Below are 22,426 nucleotides of genomic sequence, written 5' to 3'. Positions count from 1 at the left end.
CCGAATACCTGTATAAAATCCCAGCACCCATTGAGAAACCAGGCTATAATCAGGCCTGGTTTTTTATCATCGAGAGCACCCGTGACCCAGCCACGAGCAGGTTTTCTACTCACCCGTCACTGGCGGGACACTCCGCAAGGCACCGAGCTTTCCTTCTGGCTGGCCACCGACGACGGCCCGCTGCAGGTCACGCTGCCGCCGCAGGAGTCCGTCGCCTTTATCCCCGAAGCGCAGCGGGCGCAGGCTGAGCGACTGTTGCAGGGTGAGAAAGGCTTCCGCTTCGCCCCGCTGGCCCTGAAAGATTTCCACCGCCAGCCGGTTGTCGGCCTCTACTGCCGCGCCCATCGTCAACTGATGCGTCTGGAGAAGATGCTCCGCGACAGCGGCGTCACCCTCTATGAGGGCGATATCCGTCCGCCGGAGCGCTACCTGATGGAGCGCTTTATTACCGCCCCGGTGTGGGTGGAAGGCGAAACGCGCGGCCCACAGCTGGTTAACGCGCGCATGAAACCTAATCCTGACTATCGCCCGCCGCTGAAATGGGTGTCGCTGGATATCGAAACCAGCCGCCACGGCGAGCTGTACTGCATCGGCCTGCAAGGCTGCGGTCAGCGGGTGGTCTACATGCTGGGCCCCGAACCGGAAACGCCGCCAGACGTCGATTTCGATCTGGTCTACGTCGCCAGTCGCCCCCTGCTGCTGGAAAAACTCAACGCCTGGTTTGCCGATCACGACCCCGACGTGCTGATCGGCTGGAACGTGGTGCAGTTCGATCTGCGCGTCCTGCAAAAGCATGCCGAACGCTACCGCATCCCGCTAAGGCTCGGCCGCGGCAACAGCGAGCTGGAGTGGCGCGAGCACGGTTTTAAGAACGGTGTCTTCTTCGCCCAGGCCCACGGCCGGCTGATTATTGACGGCATCGACGCGCTGAAATCGGCGTTCTGGAATTTCTCCTCCTTTTCGCTGGAGGCGGTGGCCCGCGAGCTGCTGGGCGAAGGCAAAGCCATCGACAACCCATGGGATCGGATGGACGAGATCGATCGCCGCTTCCATGAAGATAAACCGGCGCTGGCCATCTATAACCTACAGGACTGCGAGCTGGTGACGCGGATCTTCCACAAAACGGAGATCATGCCATTTCTGCTCGAGCGGGCGACGGTCAACGGCCTGCCCGCCGATCGCCACGGCGGCTCGGTCGCCGCCTTCAGTCACCTCTATTTTCCGCGCATGCACCGCCTGGGCTACGTGGCGCCGAACCTCGGCGACGTGCCGCCCCAGGCGAGCCCCGGCGGCTATGTGATGGACTCCCGCCCCGGCCTGTATGACTCGGTGCTGGTGCTGGACTACAAGAGCCTGTATCCGTCGATCATTCGCACCTTTTTAATCGATCCTGTCGGCCTGGTGGAGGGCCTGGCGCAGCCCGATGACCAGCACAGCATTGAGGGCTTCCTCGGCGCCCGCTTCTCGCGAGACAAGCACTGCCTGCCGGGGATTGTCAGCCAGATCTGGCACGGCCGCGATGAAGCCAAGCGCCAGCACAATAAGCCGCTCTCCCAGGCGCTGAAGATCATCATGAACGCTTTTTACGGCGTGCTGGGCACCAGCGCCTGCCGCTTCTTCGACCCACGTCTCGCCTCGTCGATCACCATGCGCGGCCACGCGATCATGCGTCAGACTAAAGCGTTAATTGAAGCCAATGGTTATGACGTCATCTACGGCGATACCGACTCCACCTTCGTCTGGCTTAAGCGCCCGCACAGCGAAGCGCAGGCGGCGGAGATCGGCCGGACGCTGGTGAACGACGTCAACGCCTGGTGGGCGCAGGAGCTTGGCAAACTCCAGCTAACCAGCGCCCTGGAGCTGGAATACGAAACCCACTTCTGCCGCTTTTTGATGCCGACGATCCGCGGCGCCGATACCGGCAGCAAGAAGCGTTACGCCGGAATGATTCAGGAGGGCGACGGCCAGCGCATGGTTTTCAAGGGTCTGGAAACAGTGCGCACCGACTGGACGCCGCTGGCCCAGCAGTTTCAGCAGGAGCTGTACCTGCGCATCTTCCGCAACCAGCCCTATCAGGATTATGTGCGGGAGACTATCGCCAGGCTGATGAACGGCGAGCTCGATGAGCAGCTGGTTTATCGCAAACGCCTGCGTCGGCCGCTGGCGGAGTATCAGCGCAACGTGCCGCCGCATGTGCGCGCCGCGAGGCTTGCCGATGAGCACAACCTGAAGCGGGGTCGGGCGCAGCAGTATCAGCAACGCGGCACCATCAAATACGTCTGGACCACCGGCGGTCCGGAACCGGTGGATTATCAGCAGTCGCCACTCGATTACGACCACTATTTGTCAAAGCAGCTGCAGCCGGTAGCGGAAGGGATCCTGCCCTTCGTCAACGACGACTTTGCTACAATAGTGACAGGACAGCTGGGGCTATTTTGATTTTTTCTCACCCATTCCGCGGGCGCAGAAGCCTGAAAATGAACCGTGAGGAGGACGTGACGAACGTTCTGCCATCCAGTAATATAGCGCCCTTTCCATTCCTGGCCCCAATTTTGACGCATCTCCGGTTGTACATGGAGATGATCAACTATTGCCTGCAATTAAAGAACTAAAGAGCCGAACATATATGCCTTTTACACTTGGTCAACGCTGGATTAGCGACACAGAGAGCGAACTAGGATTAGGGACGGTGGTAGCGCTGGATGCGCGCATGGTCACTCTCCTTTTCCCCGCCATCGGCGAAAACCGTCTGTACTCACGCAACGATTCCCCGATCACTCGCGTGATGTTTAACCCGGGCGACACCATTACCAGCCACGAAGGCTGGCAGCTCCACGTTGACAAAGTGCATGAAGAGAATGGGCTGCTGTCCTACACCGGCACCCGCCTCGATACCCAGGAAGCGAACGTCACCCTGCGTGAAGTGCTGCTCGACAGCAAACTGGTGTTCAGCAAGCCGCAGGACCGTCTGTTCGCCGGCCAAATCGACCGCATGGACCGCTTTGCCCTGCGCTACCGCGCGCGCAAGTTCCAGAGCGAGCAGTACCGCATGCCGTGGAGCGGCCTGCGCGGCCAGCGCACCAGCCTGATCCCGCATCAGCTGAACATCGCCCACGACGTGGGCCGTCGTCACGCGCCACGCGTCCTGCTGGCCGATGAAGTGGGCTTAGGTAAAACCATCGAAGCCGGGATGATCCTGCACCAGCAGCTGCTCTCCGGCGCCGCCGAGCGCGTACTGATCGTGGTCCCGGAAACCCTTCAGCACCAGTGGCTGGTGGAGATGCTGCGCCGCTTCAACCTGCGCTTCTCGCTGTTTGACGACGAGCGCTACGCCGAAGCGCAGCATGACGCCTACAACCCGTTCGAAACCGAACAGCTGGTGATCTGCTCTTTAGACTTCGTGCGCCGCAGCAAGCAGCGCCTGGAGCACCTGTGCGACGCCGAGTGGGACCTGATGGTGGTCGATGAAGCGCACCACCTGGTGTGGAGCGAAGAGGCGCCGAGCCGCGAATATCAAGCCATTGAACAGCTGGCCGAGCGCGTGCCGGGCATTCTGCTGCTGACCGCGACGCCGGAACAGCTGGGGATGGAGAGCCACTTTGCGCGCCTGCGCCTGCTGGATCCGAACCGCTTCCACGATTTCGCGCAGTTTGTCGAAGAACAGCAGAACTACCGTCCGGTGGCCGACGCTGTCGCTCTGCTGCTGGCGGGCAACAAGCTGAGCGATAGCGAACTCAATACCCTCGGCGATCTAATCGGCGAGCAGGATATCGAGCCGCTGCTGCAGGCCGCCAACAGCGATCGCGAAGACGCTCAGGCCGCGCGCCAGGAGCTGGTCTCGATGCTGATGGACCGCCACGGCACCAGCCGCGTGCTGTTCCGTAACACCCGTAACGGCGTCAAAGGTTTCCCGAAACGCGAGCTGCACACCATTCGCCTGCCGCTGCCGACCCAGTACCAGACCGCCATCAAAGTATCCGGCATCATGGGCGCCCGCAAAACCGCGGAAGAGCGCGCGCGCGACATGCTCTACCCGGAGCAGATCTATCAGGAATTTGAAGGCGATACCGGCACCTGGTGGAACTTTGACCCGCGCGTCGAGTGGCTGATGGGCTACCTGACCAGCCATCGCTCGCAGAAGGTACTGGTGATTTGTGCCAAAGCCGCCACCGCGCTCCAGCTGGAGCAGGTGCTGCGCGAGCGCGAAGGTATCCGCGCCGCCGTGTTCCATGAAGGGATGTCGATTATCGAACGCGACCGCGCCGCGGCGTGGTTTGCCGAAGAAGACACCGGCGCCCAGGTGCTGCTGTGCTCTGAGATCGGTTCCGAAGGACGTAACTTCCAGTTTGCCAGCAATCTGGTGATGTTCGATCTGCCGTTTAACCCGGATCTGCTGGAGCAGCGTATCGGCCGTCTCGACCGTATCGGCCAGGCGCACGATATCCAGATCCACGTCCCGTACCTGGAAAAGACCGCGCAGTCGGTGCTGGTGCGCTGGTATCACGAAGGCCTCGACGCCTTTGAACATACCTGCCCGACCGGACGGACCGTCTACGACAGCGTCCATGACGAGCTGATCAACTACCTTGCGGCGCCGGAATCCACCGACGGCTTTGACGATCTGATCAAATCCTGCCGCCAGCAGCATGACGCTCTGAAAGCGCAGCTGGAGCAGGGCCGCGACCGTCTGCTGGAGATCCACTCCAACGGCGGCGAGAAAGCCCAGGCCCTGGCGGAGAGCATCGAAGAGCAGGATGACGACACCAGCCTGATCGCCTTCTCGATGAACCTGTTCGATATCGTCGGCATCAACCAGGACGACCGCGGGGAAAACCTGATCGTCCTCACCCCTTCCGACCATATGCTGGTGCCGGATTTCCCGGGCCTGCCGGAGGACGGTTGCACCATCACCTTCGAGCGTGACGTGGCGCTGTCCCGTGAAGACGCGCAGTTCATCACCTGGGAACACCCGCTGATCCGCAACGGCCTCGACCTGATCCTCTCCGGCGATACCGGCAGCAGTACTATTTCCCTGCTGAAGAACAAGGCGCTGCCGGTCGGCACTCTGCTGCTGGAGCTGATCTACGTGGTCGAAGCGCAGGCGCCGAAGCAGCTGCAGCTCAACCGCTTCCTGCCGGCGACCCCGGTTCGCATGCTGCTGGATAAAAACGGCAACAACCTCGCCGGCCAGGTGGAGTTTGAAAGCTTCAACCGCCAGCTGAGCGCGGTCAATCGCCACACCGGCAGCAAGCTGGTCAACGCGGTGCAGCAGGACGTTCATGCCATTCTGCAGCAGGGCGAAGCGCAGATCGCCAAGGCGGCGCAGGGGCTGATCGACGCGGCGCGTAGTGAAGCCGACGATAAGCTGACGGCGGAGCTCTCCCGTCTGGAAGCGCTGAAGGCGGTCAACCCGAACATCCGTGACGACGAACTGGCGGCGATTGAAAGCAACCGCCAGCAGGTGCTGGAGGCGCTGGGACAGGCCGGATGGCGTCTGGACGCGCTGCGTCTGATCGTCGTCACTCACCAGTAACGGAACGCGAAATGGCGATGGAAAACTACAATCCGCCGCAGGATCCCTGGCTGGTGATCCTGTATCAGGATGAGCACATCATGGTGGTCAACAAGCCGAGCGGCTTGTTGTCCGTGCCGGGTCGTCTTGATGAGCATAAAGACAGCGTGATGACGCGCATTCAGCGCGACTTCCCGCAGGCCGAATCGGTGCATCGCCTTGATATGGCCACCAGCGGCGTGATTGTGGTGGCGCTGAATAAGGCGGCGGAGCGCGAACTGAAGCGCCAGTTCCGCGAGCGCGAGCCGAAGAAGCAGTACATCGCCCGCGTCTGGGGCCATCCGCAGCCGGCGGAGGGCCTGGTGGATTTACCGCTGATTTGCGACTGGCCGAACCGGCCAAAGCAGAAGGTGTGTTATGAAACCGGCAAAGCGGCGCAGACCGAGTATGAGGTGCTGGAGTACGCGGAAGATAATACCGCCCGCGTGCGCCTGAAGCCAATTACCGGACGGTCACACCAGCTGCGCGTGCATATGCTGGCGCTGGGACATCCGATCCTTGGCGACCGCTTTTACGCCACGCCGGAGGCGCTGGCGATGGCCCCGCGCCTGCTGCTTCACGCCGAGACGCTCACCATCACCCACCCCGCCTACGGCAACGCGATGACCTTCCGCGCGCCGCTCGACTTTTAGGACCTCCCCGGCAGCGCTCTGCCGCCGGGGAATGCTAACCCGTTAATCGCGGGCAAACCACGCGTCAATCATCTGCTCAACGCGGGCAACGACGAGATCGGTATCGTGACGACGGCTACGCGCGCAGGCGTGCGCCGGCTCATCGCACAGCAGGCAGCGGCGCTGCGACTCGCCCAGCGACTGGCGTCCCACCTGCCCGCTCTGCGGACAGATCACATCGATATCCCACAAGCGTCCCAGCGGATGGCTCTGCTCCAGCGTACTGCACATCGCTTTGATTTCGCTGGCCGGATGCGCCACGCACCACAGCGCTTCAGGCCCGGTCGGCAGCCACAGCACCTGACGATCCAGCGTTTGCCAGCGGTGCTTCCAAAGCAGCTGATCGCAGGCCTGGAGGGCTACGCCCATCATGTTGCGATAGCGAATGCTGTCCTTCACCGCCCCGGGGGTTACCAGGGTCAGGGAAATAACAGGCTGCTGATAATGGGCCAACCAGTCGGCCTGGCGGGCTGCACGCTGCTCTTTCGCCGCCAGCAATGCGTCGATGCTGACGCCCGCCTGGGCGGGAGTATCCACTGACATTAATTCCTCTCCTACATATGATAAATGCGACAGCGCCTGGACTGTCATAATGATGGTTGCGATAGCCGATCGCGCGCTGATTGTAACGCTAAATGCGGAGCATTTAGGATACAGAACGCAGATATTTTCGGCGTTCTGTAGCGGAAAATAGCAGTTTTATCGCTGAGCGTAGCGTTATATCACGCCAGATAGTGGCTGAGGAACAGCAACCCCAGAGAGACATTTATCGCCCCGCCAATCCGGGTAGCGATCTGCGCGAACGGCATCAGGCTCATGCGGTTACCAGCGGTCAGGATCGCCACATCGCCGGTGCCGCCCTGCCCGCTCTGGCAACAGGAGACAATCGCCACATCGATCGGGTGCATCCCTATCTTTTTACCGACCAGGAAACCGGTCGCCACCAGCGCGGAGACGGTGCTGACGATCACCAGCAGATTGGTGAAAGTGAAGGCGTTCACCAGCTCCTGCCACGGGGTGATCGCCACACCGACGGCAAAGAGGATCGGGTAGGTGACCGCGGTGCGGAAGAATTTATACACCATCTGCGATCCCTCCTGCAGGCGCGGAGACACCACATTAGCCAGCTTTAACAGCACCGCGAGAAACAGCATGCCCACCGGCGCCGGCAGACCAATCAGTTTGTGGCCGAGCATTCCCATCATATACAGCAGTACCGCCAGCAGCGCGCCGGAGGCCAGCGTCCCGACGTCGGTTTTACCGCTCATGCCTTCACTCTCGCCGAGGCTGCGGGTTTCATGGCTGCGGTTCGGCATCAGTTGCCCTTCGCCGGTCAGATGCGGGAAGCGCTTGCCGAGCTGGTTGAGGCAGCCGGAGATGACGATCGCCGTCAGGCTGCCGAGCATCACCATCGGCAACACCCGGCCCAGGGCCACCCCCTGCTCCATATGCATCAGCGCGGCATAGCCCATCGACAGCGGGATCGCCCCTTCCCCCACGCCGCCGGCCATGATCGGCAGCACGATAAAGAAAAACACCTGAAACGGCTCCATGCCCAGCAGCGTGCCAACGCCGATGCCCACCAGCATGCCGACCACCTCGCCGCACAGCATTGGGAAGAAGATCTTCAGGAAGCCCTGAATCAGGGTGGTACGGTTCATACTCATGATGCTGCCGACGATAATGCAGCAGATATAGAGATAGAGGATGTTGGTGGATTTATAGAATTTGGTGGTGGATTCCACGACCACGTCCGGCAGCAGGCCGTAATGGACCAGCGCGGAAGGAATAAAAGTGGCGCAGATCGCCGCCGCGCCGAGTTTCCCCAGCACCGGCAGGCGTTTACCAAACTCGCCGCAGGCGAAGCCAAAGAAAGCCAGAGTGGCCACCATCACCACGATATCGCTCGGCAGTTTACCGCCAAGGCAGTCGAGGGCAATCAGCCCCCCGGCCAGCAAAAACAGCGGCAACGGGACGATCCCTACCTTCCAGTTATCCATGATGTGCCACCAGCGCTGCCTGAGCGTGGCTTTCGGCGTATTGATCGGTTCAAGGGTTGCAGAGAATGCATTGTCTGTCGTGCTCATAAATTCAGCCCTGTCGTTATTATTCATTTTCAGCGTAAAGGGACAGCGGCGTCGTTAATGTGAAGCTCCCCGAATTAAAAAAGAAGTTTTAATGGTCACTATGGTTTTTATGGTTTCTATTCGCTGTTCCGCGCAGGGGGTGATATATCTCTGATTTATTATCGTGGTTTTTATGGTTTTTATTTCCCATCACGCCTTATATCCACTGCAACCGCTGGCGGCAGCCCGCGCCTGCGCCGCTGATCACAACTTTCCTTTAACATTTACGTCACGTGACAGAAAAATGATAGAGTGCCGGTATGGTGTATACGTCGTCCGGGACCTATGAAATTATCTTTTCAATATAAGCTGTTTATTTCGCTGGTCGCTTTTTTCTCAGTCCTCTTTATCGCGCTGGGTATTTATTATTACTTTGACGCCAGCCGCCAGCTTTATCAGGAAATGAGCGCCCGGGCCAAAATTCAGGCCGAAGAGATAGCCCTGATGCCAAATTTACGTCAGCAGGTCAGCCGGCATGACCCACAGGCGATTCAGGCGTTTATGCAGCAAATCGCCGCCCATAGCGACGCCAGCTTTATCGTCATCGGCGACCGCCAGGGGATGCATCTGTTTCATTCGGTCCATCCGGAGTGGGTTGGCACGCGGCTGGTTGGCGGCGACAACCAGGCGGTACTGGAGGGAAAATCCATTACCACCATTCGCAAAGGCGGACTTGGGGTCTCGCTGCGCAGCAAAACACCGATCGTCGATGACGAGGGGCGGGTGATCGGCATTGTCTCCGTCGGCTACCTCACCAGCTATCTCGACAGCATTACCCTGACCAAAGTGATCAATATTTTTATCGCCGCCGTCCTGCTGCTCATCGCCCTGTTTATCTTCTCCTGGTACTTTACCCGCAGCATCAAAAAGCAGATTTTTTCGCTCGAGCCGCGGGAGATAGGCCTGCTGGTGCGACAGCAAAAGGCGATGATGGAGTCGATCTTTGAGGGGGTGATCGTCATCGATCGCCAGCGGCGCATTGAGGTGATAAACCATGCCGCCCGCAGCCTGCTGGGACTCAGCCAGCCCGCCAGTCAACTGCGCGGTCAGTCGATTGACAGCGTGATTTCCCCGCAGCCCTTTTTCGCCAGCGGCGACATGCTAGAGCGCGACACCCACGATGAGCTGTGCCGCTTCAACCAGTTGACCGTGCTCGCCAGTCGGGTGCGCATTATGCTGGAGGATACCCTGCAGGGCTGGGTGATCACATTCCGTGACCGCAATGAAATCAATGCCCTCACCGCCCAGCTGAGCCAGGTGAAGCGCTATGTCGACAATCTACGCATCATGCGCCACGAGCAGCTCAACCGGATGACTACCCTCTCCGGCCTGCTGCATATGGGCCATTATGACGAAGCGATCCGCTATATTCAGGCCCAGTCGGAACATGCTCAGGAGCTATTGGACTTTATCTCCTCACACTTCCACTCGCCGACGCTATGCGGTCTGCTGCTCGGCAAAGCCACCCGCGCCCGCGAAAAAGGCGTGGCGCTGAGCTTCGACCCGGCCTGCCGCATTGACCGTCCCCTGCCGTCGCTGATGGAATCCGAGCTGATCTCCATCATCGGCAACCTGCTGGATAACGCCATCGAAGCCACGCAGCGCGCCGAGCTTCCGCATGAGCCGGTGGAAGTCCTGATCCAGCTCAACGCCCGGGAGCTGATTATCGAAGTGGCCGACCGCGGCGTCGGCATCCGCCCCGATATCCGCGAGCGCATTTTTGAACGCGGCGTCACCACCAAAACCCGTGGCGATCACGGCATTGGTCTGTATCTTATTGAACATTATGTCACTCAGGCGGGCGGCACCATCGAAGTCGCCGATAACGCGCCGCGGGGAACGATCTTCACCCTGTTTATCCCGGCCGACGCACCTGCCCGTCCGCACCCGGAGGCCCACGATGCATCATGACCTGGTCGATGTGCTAATCATTGAAGATGAGAGCGAGCTGGCGCGCCTGCACGCCGAGCTTGTGCAGAAACACCCGCGCCTGCGGCTGGCGGGCATGGCGGCCTCCCTCGCCCAGGCCCGCCAGTTGCTCCACGCCACCCCGCCGCAGCTGGTACTGCTGGATAACTATTTGCCGGACGGCAAAGGGGTGACGCTGATGACCGATCCGGCGCTGGCGACCAGCCAATGCTCGGTGATCTTTATCACCGCCGCCAGCGATATGGAAACCTGCAGCCAGGCTATCCGCAACGGCGCCTTCGACTATATTCTTAAGCCGGTATCATGGAAGCGGCTGAGTCAGTCGCTGGAGCGTTTTATCCAGTTCAACGATCAGCAGCGGGAGTGGAAAATCGTCGATCAGCAGAACGTCGATTCCCTCTATCAACTGCAGGCGAAGAACTATCGCGTAGATAGTGGCAGCAAGGGGATTGAAGAGAAGACGCTGGCGCTGGTGCAGGGTCTGTTTAGCGGCCGGGAAGCGCACTGCTTTTCCGTTGATGAGGTGGTCAGCGCCGCCGGACTCAGCAAAACCACCGCCCGCCGCTATCTTGAACACGGCGTTGAGACCGGGTTTCTGGAGGTGGAGATGCTGTATGGAAAAATCGGCCATCCGCGGCGGCTGTATCGCCGCGCACAGGCCAAACGCTAACCCCTCTCGCCGGGCGAGGGGCTGAAAAACTCAGAAGCCGCGCTGTTCTTTGATCAGCTCCCAGGCCTTCTGGATCTCCTGGGCTTTCTGTTTGGCCATCTCCATCATCTCCGGCGGCAGCCCTTTCGCCACCAGCTTGTCCGGATGGTGCTCGTTCATCAGCTTACGATAGGCGCGCTTCACCGTCGCCGCGTCGTCAGTCGGTTTCACCCCCAGCACGTTGCAGGCGTCCTCCAGCGTTGGCCCGCGCTGCGCCTGCTGCCAGCCGGCGTTGCCGCCGTGCTGACCATAAGATTGCTGCTGCGAACCGCCGCCAAACTGGGCGCCGCCCTGCATCATTCGCAGGAATTGATCGAACTGGGCGCGAGAGATGCCAAGCTCATCGGCGATGACGAACAGCACTTCACGTTCGTTAGGGTGCAGTTCGCCGTCAGCGAACGCCGCCTGCAGCTGAATTTCCAGAAACATCCGAATCAGATCGAAGCGGCCAAAGCAGACGCTGCGCAGCTGGCGCATCTTCTCACGCAGCGGATAATTGTCGGCTTTGCCGTCGCGAAACGCCTGCTGCGCCGCGGTACGCGAAGCGCCGTGCAGATTCATGCGATCCATCAGCACATTGGCGACGTGAATATCCGCCTCGGTAACGCGGCCCTTGGATTTGGTCAGATGCCCCATCACTTCAAAGGTGGTGGAAAAGAAGAGCGACTGACGCTCCTGCTGATTGGCAAAGAGATTCAACCGGCGGCTGCGCGCCCGGTCAAACATATGGCCGACCAGGAAGCCGAGCACCACGCCCCAGAACCCACCGCCCATCAGCAAAGCTACTGCCACGCCAATCACTTTACCCAAATACTGCATAGACTCCCCAACTGTTTGTCGCCGTTAAGCACGAATATGACCGCACGTTACCCGGCACTCGCGCCTCGGTCAATTGTGGGACATAGCCTATAATTTGCTTTATCATACTCGTCATTCAACAGGGTGCCTAACGCTCGGGCTCGAAACGGGCAGGATTAACACTAGCGTGATAAAGTTGAGTAAGTTAGGCTCTGACCGTTTGCAAGCCGCTGCCACAAGATGATGGAACAATAAATACAACGTATGAAAAAACGTATTCCCAGCCTCCTGGCTACGATGATTGCCAGCGCCTTGTATAGCCAACAAGGCCTCGCTGCCGATCTCGCAACGCAATGTATGCTTGGCGTGCCAAGCTTTGATCGTCCGCTCGTGGAAGGGCGGCCTGGCGATCTGCCGGTGACGATTAACGCCGATCATGCGAAGGGCAATTACCCGGACAACGCCGTCTTTACCGGCAACGTCGATATCAACCAGGGGAATAGCCGCCTCCGCGCCGACGAAGTTCAGCTGCATCAGCAGCAGGCCGCGGGCCAGGCGCAGCCGGTGCGCACGGTGGACGCGCTGGGCAACGTGCATTACGACGATAACCAGGTGATCCTCAAAGGACCAAAAGCCTGGTCGAATCTGAATACCAAAGATACCAACGTCTGGCAGGGCGATTATCAGATGGTCGGACGCCAGGGACGCGGTACTGCTGACCTGATGAAACAGCGCGGTGAAAACCGCTATACCATTCTGGAAAACGGCAGCTTTACCTCCTGTCTGCCGGGCTCCGACACCTGGAGCGTCGTGGGCAGCGAAGTTATCCACGATCGCGAAGAGCAGGTCGCCGAGATCTGGAACGCCCGCTTCAAGCTTGGCTCCGTGCCGATTTTCTACAGCCCCTACCTGCAGCTGCCGGTGGGCGATAAGCGTCGTTCAGGCTTCCTGATCCCGAACGCGAAATACAGCACCAAAAACGGCGTGGAGTTCTCCCTGCCGTACTACTGGAACATCGCGCCAAACTTCGATGCCACCATCACCCCGCACTATATGAACAAGCGCGGCGGCGTGATGTGGGAAAACGAATTCCGCTACCTGACCCAGCTCGGCAGCGGCTTAACGGAGTTCGACTACCTGCCGTCGGATAAAGTCTACGAAGATGACCACTCCAGCGACAGCAACAGCCGCCGCTGGCTGTTCTACTGGAACCACTCCGGGGTTATCGATCAGGTGTGGCGTCTGAACGCTGACTACACCAAGGTCAGCGATCCTGACTACTTCAACGATTTCAGCTCGAAGTATGGTTCCAGTACCGACGGCTATGCGACGCAGAAATTCAGCGCCGGGTATGTCAATCAGAACTTCGACGCCACGGTCTCAACCAAGCAGTTCCAGGTCTTCGATCGGGAGTCGAGCAACTCCTACTCGGCTGAGCCGCAGCTCGACATTAACTACTACCAGAACGATGTCGGTCCGTTCGATACCCATCTGTACGGCCAGGTCGCCCATTTTGTTAACTCGAATAACAACATGCCGGAAGCGACCCGCGTTCACTTCGAACCGACGATCAACCTGCCGCTGTCGAACGGCTGGGGCAGTCTGAATACCGAAGCCAAGCTGCTGGCGACCCACTACCAGCAGAGCAACCTCGATAAGTACAACGCCGCCAACGGCACGGACTACAAAGAGTCCGTTAGCCGCGTGATGCCGCAGTTTAAAGTCGACGGCAAAATGGTCTTCGAGCGCGACCTGCAGGAGGGATTCACCCAAACGCTGGAACCACGCATGCAGTATCTGTATGTGCCGTACCGCGATCAGAGTGAAATCGGCAGCTACGACTCCACGCTGTTGCAGTCAGACTACTCCGGCCTGTTCCGCGACCGTACCTATAGCGGTCTCGACCGCATCGCGTCGGCCAATCAGGTCACTACCGGTATCACCTCGCGCGTGTACGACGCCGCCGCGGTGGAACGTTTTAACATTTCCGTTGGTCAAATCTACTATTTCACCGAGTCACGCACCGGTGATGACAACATCAACTGGGAGAACAACGACACCACGGGTTCACTGGTATGGGCCGGCGACACCTACTGGCGCATTGCCGATAACTGGGGTCTGCGCGGCGGGATCCAGTACGATACGCGTCTGGATAACGTCGCAACCGGTAACGGCACCATTGAATACCGTCGCGATGAAAACCGCTTAGTCCAGCTTAACTATCGTTACGCCAGCCCGGAATATATTCAGGCCACACTGCCGTCATATTCCACCGCGGCGCAATATAAAGAGGGTATCTCGCAGGTGGGGATGACCGCCAGCTGGCCGATCGTCGATCGCTGGTCCGTGGTCGGTGCCTACTACTACGATACCAATACCCGAAAAGCAGCAAACCAGATGTTGGGTGTCCAGTATAACTCCTGCTGCTACGCCATCCGTCTTGGCTACGAACGTAAAGTCAACGGCTGGGATAGCAACAACAACGGCGGCGAGAGCAAATACGACAACACCTTCGGAATCAATATCGAATTGCGCGGTCTGAGCTCTAACTACGGCCTCGGCACCCAGCAGATGCTGCGTTCGAACATTTTACCGTACCAGAGCTCCCTGTGATGCGGCTGGTTTACAACATCATCCGCATTTGCGGTTAATCGAAATGGAAAAAGTATGAAGAACTGGAAAACGCTGCTTCTCGGTATCGCCATGATCGCGAATACCAGTTTCGCTGCCCCCCAGGTGGTCGATAAAGTAGCGGCCGTCGTCAATAATGGCGTCGTGCTGGAAAGCGACGTCGATGGTTTGATGCAATCGGTTAAGCTCAATGCTGGTCAGGCTGGCCAACAGCTGCCGGATGACGCGACCCTGCGCCATCAGATCCTCGAAAGACTGATCATGGACCAGATCGTGTTACAGATGGGGCAGAAGATGGGCGTGAAGGTCTCTGACGACCAGCTCGATCAGGCCATCGCCAACATCGCTAAACAAAACAACATGACCATGGATCAGATGCGCAGCCGTCTGGCCTATGAAGGCATCAACTACAACACCTACCGTAACCAGATCCGTAAAGAGATGCTGATTTCGGAAGTGCGTAACAATGAAGTGCGTCGTCGCATCACCGTGCTGCCGCAGGAAGTGGAAGCGCTGGCCAAACAGATCGGCGACCAGAACGACGCCAGCACCGAGCTCAACCTGAGCCACATCCTGATCCCGCTGCCGGAGAACCCGACCTCCGATCAAGTCGCCGCGGCCCAGGAGCAAGCGAATGCTATCGTTGAGCAAGCGCGCAACGGCGCCAACTTCGGTAAACTGGCGATCACCTACTCCGCCGACCAGCAGGCGCTGAAGGGCGGCCAGATGGGCTGGGGTCGTATCCAGGAGCTGCCGGGCATTTTCGCTCAGGCGTTAAGCACCGCGAAGAAAGGGGATATCGTCGGTCCGATCCGTTCCGGCGTCGGCTTCCACATTCTGAAAGTGAACGATCTGCGCGGCGGGACCCAGAACATCTCCGTCACTGAAGTACATGCCCGTCATATTCTGTTGAAGCCATCGCCAATCATGAACGATGCGCAGGCTCAGGCGAAGCTGGAGCAAATTGCCGCCGACATTAAGAGCGGGAAAACCACCTTCGCTAAAGCGGCGAAAGCGTATTCTGAAGATCCGGGCTCGGCGAACCAGGGCGGTGATTTAGGCTGGGCCACGCCGGATATCTTCGACCCGGCGTTCCGCGATGCGCTGATGCGTCTGAACAAAGGGCAGACCAGCGGACCGGTACACTCCTCCTTCGGCTGGCACCTGATCGAACTGCTGGATAGCCGTCAGGTCGACAGAACCGACGCCGCGCAGAAAGATCGTGCTTACCGTATGCTGATGAACCGCAAATTCTCTGAAGAAGCGGCAACCTGGATGCAGGAACAGCGCGCCAGTGCGTATGTTAAAATTCTGAGCAACTAATATCGATGCCTGATACCCATAAAGTTGTTATCACTCCCGGCGAACCCGCCGGGATTGGCCCTGACCTGGTCGTGCAGCTTGCCCAGCGCGACTGGCCAGTTGAGCTGGTGATCTGCGCCGACGGCGCCCTGTTAACTGACCGAGCCCAAAGGCTCGGTCTTCCTTTATCTCTCCTGCCATACGATCCTGCGCAACCGCCCGTTCCGCAGCGTGCCGGTACGTTGACGCTGCTTAACGTCCCGCTGAGCGTCCCGGCGGAGCCCGGCGTGCTGAACGTACAGAACGGCGCCTACGTGGTCGAGACGCTGGCGCGCGCCTGCGACGGCTGCCTGAGCGGCGAATTCGCGGCGTTAGTGACCGGCCCGGTGCACAAAGGCAACATCAACGACGCCGGCATCGCCTTCACCGGTCATACCGAGTTCTTCGAAGAGCGCGCGCAGGCCAGCAAAGTGGTGATGATGCTGGCGACCGAGGAGCTGCGGGTGGCGCTGGTGACGACCCATCTGCCGTTGAAAGCCATCAGCGAGGCGATAACGCCCGACCTGCTGCGCGAGATCATCACGATTCTCGATCACGACCTGCGCACGAAATTTGGTATTGCCCAGCCGCACGTGCTGGTTTGCGGGCTTAACCCGCATGCTGGCGAAGGCGGTCATATGGGAACGGAAGAGATAGATACCATCATTCCGGTGCTGGAAGAGATGCGCGGGAAGGGGATGAACCTCAGCGGTCCGCTGCCAGCTGACACCCTTTTCCAGCCCAAATACCTTGACCATGCCGATGCAGTACTCGCGATGTACCACGATCAGGGCCTGCCCGTGCTAAAATACCAGGGCTTTGGCCGCGGCGTGAACATTACGCTCGGTTTACCTTTTATTCGTACCTCCGTCGACCACGGCACCGCACTGGAATTAGCGGGCCAGGGAACAGCGGACGTCGGCAGTTTTATCACGGCGCTTAATCTCGCCATCAAAATGATTGTTAATACCCAATGAATAATCGAGTCCATCAGGGCCATTTAGCCCGTAAACGCTTCGGGCAGAACTTCCTCAACGATCAGTTTGTGATCGACAGCATCGTCTCGGCGATTAATCCGCAGAAAGGCCAGGCGATGGTTGAAATCGGCCCCGGTCTCGCCGCGCTGACCGAGCCGGTTGGCGAACGCCTTGACCAGTTGACCGTCATTGAGCTGGACCGCGATCTGGCGGCACGCCTGCAGACGCATCCGTTCCTCGGGCCGAAGCTGACCATCTATCAGCAGGATGCGATGACCATGAACTTCGGCGAACTGGCGGAGAAAATGGGTCAGCCGCTGCGCGTCTTCGGCAATCTGCCGTACAATATTTCGACCCCGCTGATGTTCCATCTGTTCAGCTATACTGATGCCATTGCCGATATGCACTTTATGCTGCAGAAAGAAGTGGTGAATCGTCTGGTTGCCGGACCGAACAGTAAGGCGTATGGTCGGTTAAGCGTGATGGCGCAATATTATTGCCAGGTGATCCCGGTACTCGAAGTGCCGCCGAGCGCGTTCACCCCGCCGCCTAAGGTCGATTCCGCGGTGGTCCGTCTGGTGCCGCACAGCACGATGCCGTATCCGGTCAAAGAGATCCGGGTGCTGAGCCGCATCACCACCGAAGCGTTCAACCAGCGCCGCAAGACCATCCGCAACAGTCTCGGCAATCTGTTCAGTGTGGAAGTGCTGACCGAGCTGGGCATCGACCCGGCCATGCGTGCAGAAAATATTTCCGTGGCGCAGTACTGCCAGATGGCCAACTGGCTGTCTGACAATCTGCCATCGAAGGAGAGCTAACCATGATTAATTCGCCTCGTGTTTGCGTCCAGGTGCAAAGCGTCTATATCGAATCGCAATCTTCTCCGGAAGAAGAGCGCTACGTCTTCGCTTATACCGTCACCATTCGCAATCTGGGGCGGAGTCAGGTTCAGCTGCTTGGCCGCTACTGGCTCATCACTAACGGCCACGGTCGTGAGACTGAAGTTCAGGGTGAAGGGGTGGTCGGCGAGCAACCGCATATTCCCGCCGGCGGTGAATATCAATATACCAGCGGCGCGGTCATTGAAACGCCGCTGGGAACCATGCAGGGTCATTATGAGATGATCGATATCGACGGCGCGCCCTTCCGTATCGAGATCCCTGTTTTCCGTCTCGCAGTTCCAACGCTCATTCATTAAAACAATGTCAACATACCTTATTGGCGACGTTCACGGTTGCTACGATGAACTGATCGCATTATTAGCGCAGGTTGAATTCGACCCGCGGAGCGATACGCTGTGGCTGACCGGCGATCTGGTAGCCCGTGGCCCGGGGTCGCTGGAGGTTCTGCGCTATGTCAAATCTCTGGGCGACAGCGTGCGACTGGTGCTGGGCAATCACGATTTACACTTGCTGGCGGTCTTCGCCGGCATCAGCCGCAACAAGCCGAAGGATCGTCTGAAATCACTGCTGGAAGCGCCGGATGCCGATGAGCTGCTTAACTGGCTGCGTCGTCAGCCGCTGCTCCAGGTGGACGAAGAGAAAAAGCTGGTGATGGCCCACGCCGGCATCACCCCCCAGTGGGATCTGGAGACCGCCCAGCAGTGCGCGCGCGATGTTGAAGCGGTGCTCTCCAGCGACTCCTACCCTTTCTTCCTCGATGCCATGTACGGCGACATGCCGAATCACTGGAGCAACGAGCTGAGCGGCCTGGCGCGCCTGCGCTTTATCTCTAACGCTTTTACCCGCATGCGCTACTGCTTCCCGAACGGCCAGCTGGATATGTACTCGAAAGAAGCGCCCGAGGACGCCCCGGCGCCGCTGAAGCCGTGGTTTGCCATTCCTGGTCCGGTCAGCAGTGCCTACAGCATTGCCTTTGGCCACTGGGCGTCGCTGGAGGGACGCGGTACGCCGGAGGGCATTTACGCGCTGGATACCGGCTGCTGCTGGGGCGGTGAACTCACCTGCCTGCGCTGGGAGGATAAGCAGTACTTTACCCAGCCGTCGAACCGGCAGAAAAGCCTCGACGAAGGCGAAGCCGTCGCGTCCTGAAGAAACAGGCGCACTCCCCCGGGCCCGCGCAAGCGCAGCGCTGCCGGGCAAGAACTGCGGACGCGGAGCCGCTTTTGTGTCGGGTGGCGGCTAACGCCTTACCCGACCTACGTTTAGGTGCCATTTGTCAACCGGGCAGCACTCTGGAAAGACGCATCCCGCGACGGGTAACATGGCGCAGTCCCGTAGGCCCGCGCAAGCGCAGCGCCGCCGGGCAAGAACTGCGGGCGCGGAGCCGCTTTTGTGTCGGGTGGCGGCTAACGCCTTACCCGACCTACGTTTAGGTGCCATTTGTCGCCCCGGGCAGCGCTGCAGAAAAACGCCTCCCGCGACGGGTAACATGGCGCAAAAAAGTAGTGGCAGCGTCATCGGCGCTGAATTCACGCCAAAGAAAACCCCGGTCACGCCAGACGCGACCGGGGTTTTTCATTGCTATCCTTCCCGCTTAACGGCGTTCGAGGATCTCAAAGCAGTAGCTGTGGGAGTTCTGCGCGTCGGCGTCATGAAACTCGCTGAACACCGATTCCCACTGGTCCGGATCGTAATCCGGGAAATGGGTATCGCCTTCCACTTCCGCATCGATATGGGTCAGATAGAGCTTCTGCGCCTTTGGCAGGAACTGCTCATACACCCGACCGCCGCCGATCACCATGATCTCTTCCACATCGCCGCAGGCGGCAATCGCTTCGTCAACGGAGGAGACCCACTGCACGCGATCGTCGCTGCCTGGCTTGCTGCTGATCACGATATTTTTACGCCCCGGCAACGGGCGCCCAATGGATTCCCAGGTCAGACGCCCCATCACTACCGGCTTATTTAATGTGTTGCGTTTGAACCAGGCGAGATCGGCAGGCAGGTTCCATGGCATGGCGTTTTCCATACCAATGACGCGATCTACCGCTAACGCCGCAATCAGACTGATCATTCATTCATTCCTGAGTACAAAAAATTGTCGCCACTATACGGAAAGCGTACAACTTCGTCGACTGGCCGGAGGGTAAAGAATAAGAAAATTTTCTGATTTGCTGGCAAGCCCACGTTCACACCGTGGGCCGCCAGAACAGGATCCAAACGAAAACAGAATGTTACTGATTAGCGTCAGGCGGAGGGCTTATTTCCCGGCTCATCGGCGATATCGCCGGTATGCCTGCCCTCTTCCGTCCCCTGCCAACCGTGCCGCTGCACCAGCGACAGATGATGACGATCTTCGTTGATGATGCCGGTCAGCATATCGCTGGTCCGCTTGAAGACCGCCACCCGCGACGCCGCGTCGTTTTCCGCCATCGCCACCATCTCTTCGACCATCTGCAGGTTGAAACGACGGAACAGATCGGCCCGCTCGCGCGCTTCATACGCGCCGAGCCCCAGCGCCTCCAGGGTCATTCGGCCGGATTTCAGTGCCGCCTCGAAGGTTTCACGCTCCGGGGCATCAACGCCAGCCTGACGCAGCTGGATATAGTGATCGACATCGCGGGCGCGGGAGATAATCTGCAGATGCGGAAAATGCTCTTTTACCCTCGCCACCAGCTCCAGGCTGACGTGCGGATCGTCAATGGCATTGATCAGTACCTCCGCCTTTTCGGCGCCGGCCGACTCCAGCAGATCGACCCGGGTGGCGTCGCCGTAGAAGACCTTCATATCAAATTTGCGCAGAGTATCGACATGGTCCGGGTCATGATCGAGGATCACCATCTTCACCCCGCTGGAGAGCAGTAGTCGCCCGGCGATCTGCCCGAAGCGGCCAAAGCCGGCGACAATCACCCGCGGCTGCTCTTCATCAATCTCGTCCGCATCCCGCGCCTGGCCGCTGGACGATTTCTCCAGACGGGTCAACAGCACCAGCAGAATGGGGGTTGCCGCCATCGACAGCGCCACCGCCAGGGTCAGCGCCTTTGCCCATTCGCCGTCCAGCACCTCCGCCATCCGCGCGGCGCCAAAGACCACAAACGCGAACTCACTCCCCTGCCCCAGCAGCACCGCAAACCAGCGGCGCTGAGCGCGAGGCACGCCAAGCGGCCTGGCGATAAGCCACAGCATCAGCATTTTTATCGCCAGGAAACCCACCAGCAAAATCACGATACGCAGCGGATGGGTGACCAGGGTGCCGAAATCAATCGACATCCCGACGCCGATAAAAAACAGCCCCAGCAGCAGGCCTTTAAACGGCTCAATATCGCTTTCCAGCGCATGGCGATACTCGGAGCTGGCCAGCAACACCCCGGCGAGAAACGCCCCCATCGCCATCGACAGCCCCACCTCCTCCAGCAACAGCCCAAAGCCGAAGACCAGGAACAGGGCCACGGCGCTGAATACTTCGCGCAGACCGGAACGGGCGACAAAACGCAGCAACGGACGGGTCAGATAGCGCCCCAGCACCACCACCAGCGCCAGCGCCGCGGCCACCTTCAGCGCGGAAAGGGCAAAAGCCATCAGCGAAGTGGCGCCGCCGCTGGCCGCCAGCAGCGGGATCATGGCCACCAGCGGGATCGCCGCGATATCCTGGAACAGCAGCACCGCGAAGGCGCTGCGCCCCATCTGCGATACCGTCAGATTGCGCTCATTCATCGCCTGCATGGCGATCGCGGTTGAGGAGAGCGCCAGGGTCATACCGATCAGCTCGGCCACCTGCCAACGCAACCCCAGCAGCATGCAGAAGAGGCCGATCAATACCCCACAGGCCACCATCTGCAGCGCACCGCCGCCAAACACCGAAGCGCGCAGCTTCCACAGACGCTGCGGATCCAGTTCCAGACCAATGACGAACAGCATCAGCACCACGCCAATCTCGGCAAAGTGCAGAATCGCCTCGGCATCGGTCACCAGCCGCAGCCCCCACGGCCCAATAATACAGCCGGCGATGAGATAGCCCAGCACCGACCCAAGCCCAAGGCGGACGGCGATGGGCACAATCAGCGCCGCGGCGCCCAGGTAAATCAGCGCCTGTATCAGCGTATGGCTATCCATTCTGATGTGCCTCCTGCCAGTCGATTAAGCGTTGACGATAATGGCGGGCCTGCGCCTGCAGCGTTTCGTCATCGCAGATAAAGGTGCAGTGCATGGCAAACGGCGGCAGCCATTTCATCCCGCAGTAGAGCGCCGTGGCCTGCAGCGGCTGCGCCAGCACCGGGAAACCGGGAAACGAACCGATATCAAAGTGGCTTTCACCGCCGCCGGTGGTCACCGCCCACATCAGCGATTTACCGCGCAGCGCAATACCGTTATGGCCATAGGCCCAGCCGTGCGACAGCACTTTGTCCATCCACAGCTTCAGCAGCGGCGGCACGCTATACCACTGCATCGGGTGCTGCCAGATAACCAGATCGGCACGGGCGAGCGCCGCCTGCTCGGCGGCGACATCGATATTAAAGTCGGGATAGAGTTGATAGAGGGAGCGTATCTCTACGCCTTCAAGCGTCCCTGCTTGTTCAAGCATTCGCTTATTCGCATGCGAATGCTGCGGATAAGGATGCGCATAAATTATCAGAATCATTGATTGGCCTGCGTTAGCTCTTGTCGTAATCAGCAAGAGTGTAGACAGTTAAATGAACCGCTTACAATGATAACTGTGATTTATGTCGCGGTGGTGGATACAACGCGCGCCTGAATGGCAAACGTCAGGCC

General features: G+C 59.3%; 17 protein-coding genes. 11 read left to right on the top strand and 6 right to left on the bottom strand.

The window, feature by feature from the left end:
• Nucleotides 1-81 precede the first annotated feature (81 nt).
• The 3 genes from polB (at nucleotide 82) to rluA (ending at nucleotide 6,204) form a co-directional block, all read left to right on the top strand.
• Nucleotides 82-2,439 (top strand): DNA polymerase II, encoded by a 2,358-nt coding sequence (gene polB / locus ACQUTP_RS17785; protein WP_049115496.1) that lies wholly within the window; start codon nucleotides 82-84, stop codon nucleotides 2,437-2,439.
• 187 nt (nucleotides 2,440-2,626) lie between these two features.
• The gene (rapA, locus tag ACQUTP_RS17780) at nucleotides 2,627-5,533 is read left to right on the top strand and encodes an RNA polymerase-associated protein RapA (protein WP_017901204.1); all 2,907 of its coding nucleotides are present in this window, start codon (nucleotides 2,627-2,629) and stop codon (nucleotides 5,531-5,533) included.
• Nucleotides 5,534-5,544: 11 nt separating this feature from the next.
• Nucleotides 5,545-6,204 carry a bifunctional tRNA pseudouridine(32) synthase/23S rRNA pseudouridine(746) synthase RluA gene (gene rluA, locus ACQUTP_RS17775; protein ID WP_004204288.1) on the top strand — a complete coding sequence of 220 codons (660 nt, stop codon included), beginning with the start codon at nucleotides 5,545-5,547 and terminating at the stop codon, nucleotides 6,202-6,204.
• Nucleotides 6,205-6,246: 42 nt separating this feature from the next.
• Here rluA and citX read toward each other — a convergent pair whose 3' ends face one another.
• Together citX and ACQUTP_RS17765 are read right to left on the bottom strand one after the other, a co-directional pair.
• The gene (citX, locus tag ACQUTP_RS17770; RefSeq protein ID WP_004204286.1) at nucleotides 6,247-6,786 is read right to left on the bottom strand and encodes a citrate lyase holo-[acyl-carrier protein] synthase; all 540 of its coding nucleotides are present in this window, start codon (nucleotides 6,784-6,786) and stop codon (nucleotides 6,247-6,249) included.
• A 179-nt stretch (nucleotides 6,787-6,965) separates the two neighbouring features.
• Nucleotides 6,966-8,330, bottom strand: a complete 1,365-nt coding sequence (locus tag ACQUTP_RS17765; RefSeq protein WP_004204284.1) for a 2-hydroxycarboxylate transporter family protein — start codon at nucleotides 8,328-8,330, stop codon at nucleotides 6,966-6,968.
• Between the two features lie 324 nt (nucleotides 8,331-8,654).
• Between ACQUTP_RS17765 and ACQUTP_RS17760 the strand changes: the two genes are divergently transcribed.
• Together ACQUTP_RS17760 and ACQUTP_RS17755 are read left to right on the top strand one after the other, a co-directional pair.
• Nucleotides 8,655-10,280: an ATP-binding protein gene (locus tag ACQUTP_RS17760; RefSeq protein WP_265241025.1), complete on the top strand. Its 1,626-nt coding sequence runs from the start codon at nucleotides 8,655-8,657 to the stop codon at nucleotides 10,278-10,280.
• The gene (locus ACQUTP_RS17755) at nucleotides 10,270-10,968 is read left to right on the top strand and encodes a response regulator (RefSeq protein ID WP_285755760.1); all 699 of its coding nucleotides are present in this window, start codon (nucleotides 10,270-10,272) and stop codon (nucleotides 10,966-10,968) included. Before ACQUTP_RS17760 ends, ACQUTP_RS17755 begins: the two co-directional genes overlap by 11 nt.
• Nucleotides 10,969-10,998: 30 nt before the next feature.
• Here ACQUTP_RS17755 and djlA read toward each other — a convergent pair whose 3' ends face one another.
• Nucleotides 10,999-11,826 (bottom strand): co-chaperone DjlA, encoded by an 828-nt coding sequence (gene djlA / locus ACQUTP_RS17750; RefSeq protein ID WP_008807470.1) that lies wholly within the window; start codon nucleotides 11,824-11,826, stop codon nucleotides 10,999-11,001.
• A gap of 243 nt (nucleotides 11,827-12,069) precedes the next feature.
• On the opposite strand from djlA, the gene lptD reads away from it, so the two are divergent.
• Genes lptD through apaH form a run of 6 tightly spaced genes read left to right on the top strand, consistent with a single transcriptional unit; the run spans nucleotide 12,070 to nucleotide 18,805 of the window.
• Nucleotides 12,070-14,418: an LPS assembly protein LptD gene (lptD, locus tag ACQUTP_RS17745; protein WP_004204279.1), complete on the top strand. Its 2,349-nt coding sequence runs from the start codon at nucleotides 12,070-12,072 to the stop codon at nucleotides 14,416-14,418.
• A gap of 54 nt (nucleotides 14,419-14,472) precedes the next feature.
• Nucleotides 14,473-15,759, top strand: a complete 1,287-nt coding sequence (surA, locus tag ACQUTP_RS17740; RefSeq protein ID WP_004204278.1) for a peptidylprolyl isomerase SurA — start codon at nucleotides 14,473-14,475, stop codon at nucleotides 15,757-15,759.
• A 5-nt stretch (nucleotides 15,760-15,764) separates the two neighbouring features.
• Entirely contained in the window at nucleotides 15,765-16,754 is a 990-nt protein-coding gene (gene pdxA / locus ACQUTP_RS17735) for a 4-hydroxythreonine-4-phosphate dehydrogenase PdxA (protein WP_101839073.1), read from the top strand.
• Nucleotides 16,751-17,572, top strand: a complete 822-nt coding sequence (rsmA, locus tag ACQUTP_RS17730) for a 16S rRNA (adenine(1518)-N(6)/adenine(1519)-N(6))-dimethyltransferase RsmA (RefSeq protein WP_004204275.1) — start codon at nucleotides 16,751-16,753, stop codon at nucleotides 17,570-17,572. Before pdxA ends, rsmA begins: the two co-directional genes overlap by 4 nt.
• 2 nt (nucleotides 17,573-17,574) lie before the next feature.
• Nucleotides 17,575-17,952 carry a Co2+/Mg2+ efflux protein ApaG gene (apaG, locus tag ACQUTP_RS17725; RefSeq protein ID WP_004204274.1) on the top strand — a complete coding sequence of 126 codons (378 nt, stop codon included), beginning with the start codon at nucleotides 17,575-17,577 and terminating at the stop codon, nucleotides 17,950-17,952.
• Nucleotides 17,953-17,956: 4 nt separating this feature from the next.
• Nucleotides 17,957-18,805, top strand: coding sequence for a bis(5'-nucleosyl)-tetraphosphatase (symmetrical) ApaH (gene apaH / locus ACQUTP_RS17720; RefSeq protein ID WP_004204272.1), 849 nt, complete (start codon nucleotides 17,957-17,959; stop codon nucleotides 18,803-18,805).
• Nucleotides 18,806-19,250: 445 nt separating this feature from the next.
• On the opposite strand, the gene folA is transcribed toward apaH, so the two are convergent.
• The 3 genes from folA to kefF all read right to left on the bottom strand — a co-directional run bounded on the left by folA (nucleotide 19,251) and on the right by kefF (nucleotide 22,295).
• The gene (gene folA, locus ACQUTP_RS17715; protein ID WP_004204271.1) at nucleotides 19,251-19,730 is read right to left on the bottom strand and encodes a type 3 dihydrofolate reductase; all 480 of its coding nucleotides are present in this window, start codon (nucleotides 19,728-19,730) and stop codon (nucleotides 19,251-19,253) included.
• Nucleotides 19,731-19,903: 173 nt separating this feature from the next.
• On the bottom strand, nucleotides 19,904-21,769 hold the full coding sequence (gene kefC, locus ACQUTP_RS17710; RefSeq protein WP_032455542.1) for a glutathione-regulated potassium-efflux system protein KefC: 1,866 nt from the start codon (nucleotides 21,767-21,769) through the stop codon (nucleotides 19,904-19,906).
• Complete coding sequence (gene kefF / locus ACQUTP_RS17705; RefSeq protein WP_004204269.1) at nucleotides 21,762-22,295, bottom strand: glutathione-regulated potassium-efflux system oxidoreductase KefF; 534 nt, start codon at nucleotides 22,293-22,295, stop codon at nucleotides 21,762-21,764. Before kefF ends, kefC begins: the two co-directional genes overlap by 8 nt.
• Nucleotides 22,296-22,426 lie beyond the last annotated feature (131 nt).

The organism is Klebsiella sp. 2-CIP_Kleb. (assembly GCF_050378715.1).
GTDB classification, from domain to species: Bacteria; Pseudomonadota; Gammaproteobacteria; order Enterobacterales; family Enterobacteriaceae; genus Klebsiella; species Klebsiella quasipneumoniae.
This window is presented reverse-complemented; position numbering and strand designations above follow the sequence as displayed.

Bases quoted from the DNA above. Each gene is read 5' to 3' on its own strand.
- rapA (WP_017901204.1), top strand. From the start codon at position 2,627: ATGCCTTTTACACTTGGTCAACGCTGGATTAGCGACACAGAGAGCGAA.
- rluA (WP_004204288.1), top strand. From the start codon at position 5,545: ATGGCGATGGAAAACTACAATCCGCCGCAGGATCCCTGGCTGGTGATC.
- citX (WP_004204286.1), bottom strand. From the start codon at position 6,786: ATGTCAGTGGATACTCCCGCCCAGGCGGGCGTCAGCATCGACGCATTG.
- ACQUTP_RS17765 (WP_004204284.1), bottom strand. From the start codon at position 8,330: ATGAGCACGACAGACAATGCATTCTCTGCAACCCTTGAACCGATCAAT.
- ACQUTP_RS17760 (WP_265241025.1), top strand. From the start codon at position 8,655: ATGAAATTATCTTTTCAATATAAGCTGTTTATTTCGCTGGTCGCTTTT.
- ACQUTP_RS17755 (WP_285755760.1), top strand. From the start codon at position 10,270: ATGCATCATGACCTGGTCGATGTGCTAATCATTGAAGATGAGAGCGAG.
- djlA (WP_008807470.1), bottom strand. From the start codon at position 11,826: ATGCAGTATTTGGGTAAAGTGATTGGCGTGGCAGTAGCTTTGCTGATG.
- lptD (WP_004204279.1), top strand. From the start codon at position 12,070: ATGAAAAAACGTATTCCCAGCCTCCTGGCTACGATGATTGCCAGCGCC.
- surA (WP_004204278.1), top strand. From the start codon at position 14,473: ATGAAGAACTGGAAAACGCTGCTTCTCGGTATCGCCATGATCGCGAAT.
- pdxA (WP_101839073.1), top strand. From the start codon at position 15,765: ATGCCTGATACCCATAAAGTTGTTATCACTCCCGGCGAACCCGCCGGG.
- rsmA (WP_004204275.1), top strand. From the start codon at position 16,751: ATGAATAATCGAGTCCATCAGGGCCATTTAGCCCGTAAACGCTTCGGG.
- apaG (WP_004204274.1), top strand. From the start codon at position 17,575: ATGATTAATTCGCCTCGTGTTTGCGTCCAGGTGCAAAGCGTCTATATC.
- apaH (WP_004204272.1), top strand. From the start codon at position 17,957: ATGTCAACATACCTTATTGGCGACGTTCACGGTTGCTACGATGAACTG.
- folA (WP_004204271.1), bottom strand. From the start codon at position 19,730: ATGATCAGTCTGATTGCGGCGTTAGCGGTAGATCGCGTCATTGGTATG.
- kefC (WP_032455542.1), bottom strand. From the start codon at position 21,769: ATGGATAGCCATACGCTGATACAGGCGCTGATTTACCTGGGCGCCGCG.
- kefF (WP_004204269.1), bottom strand. From the start codon at position 22,295: ATGATTCTGATAATTTATGCGCATCCTTATCCGCAGCATTCGCATGCG.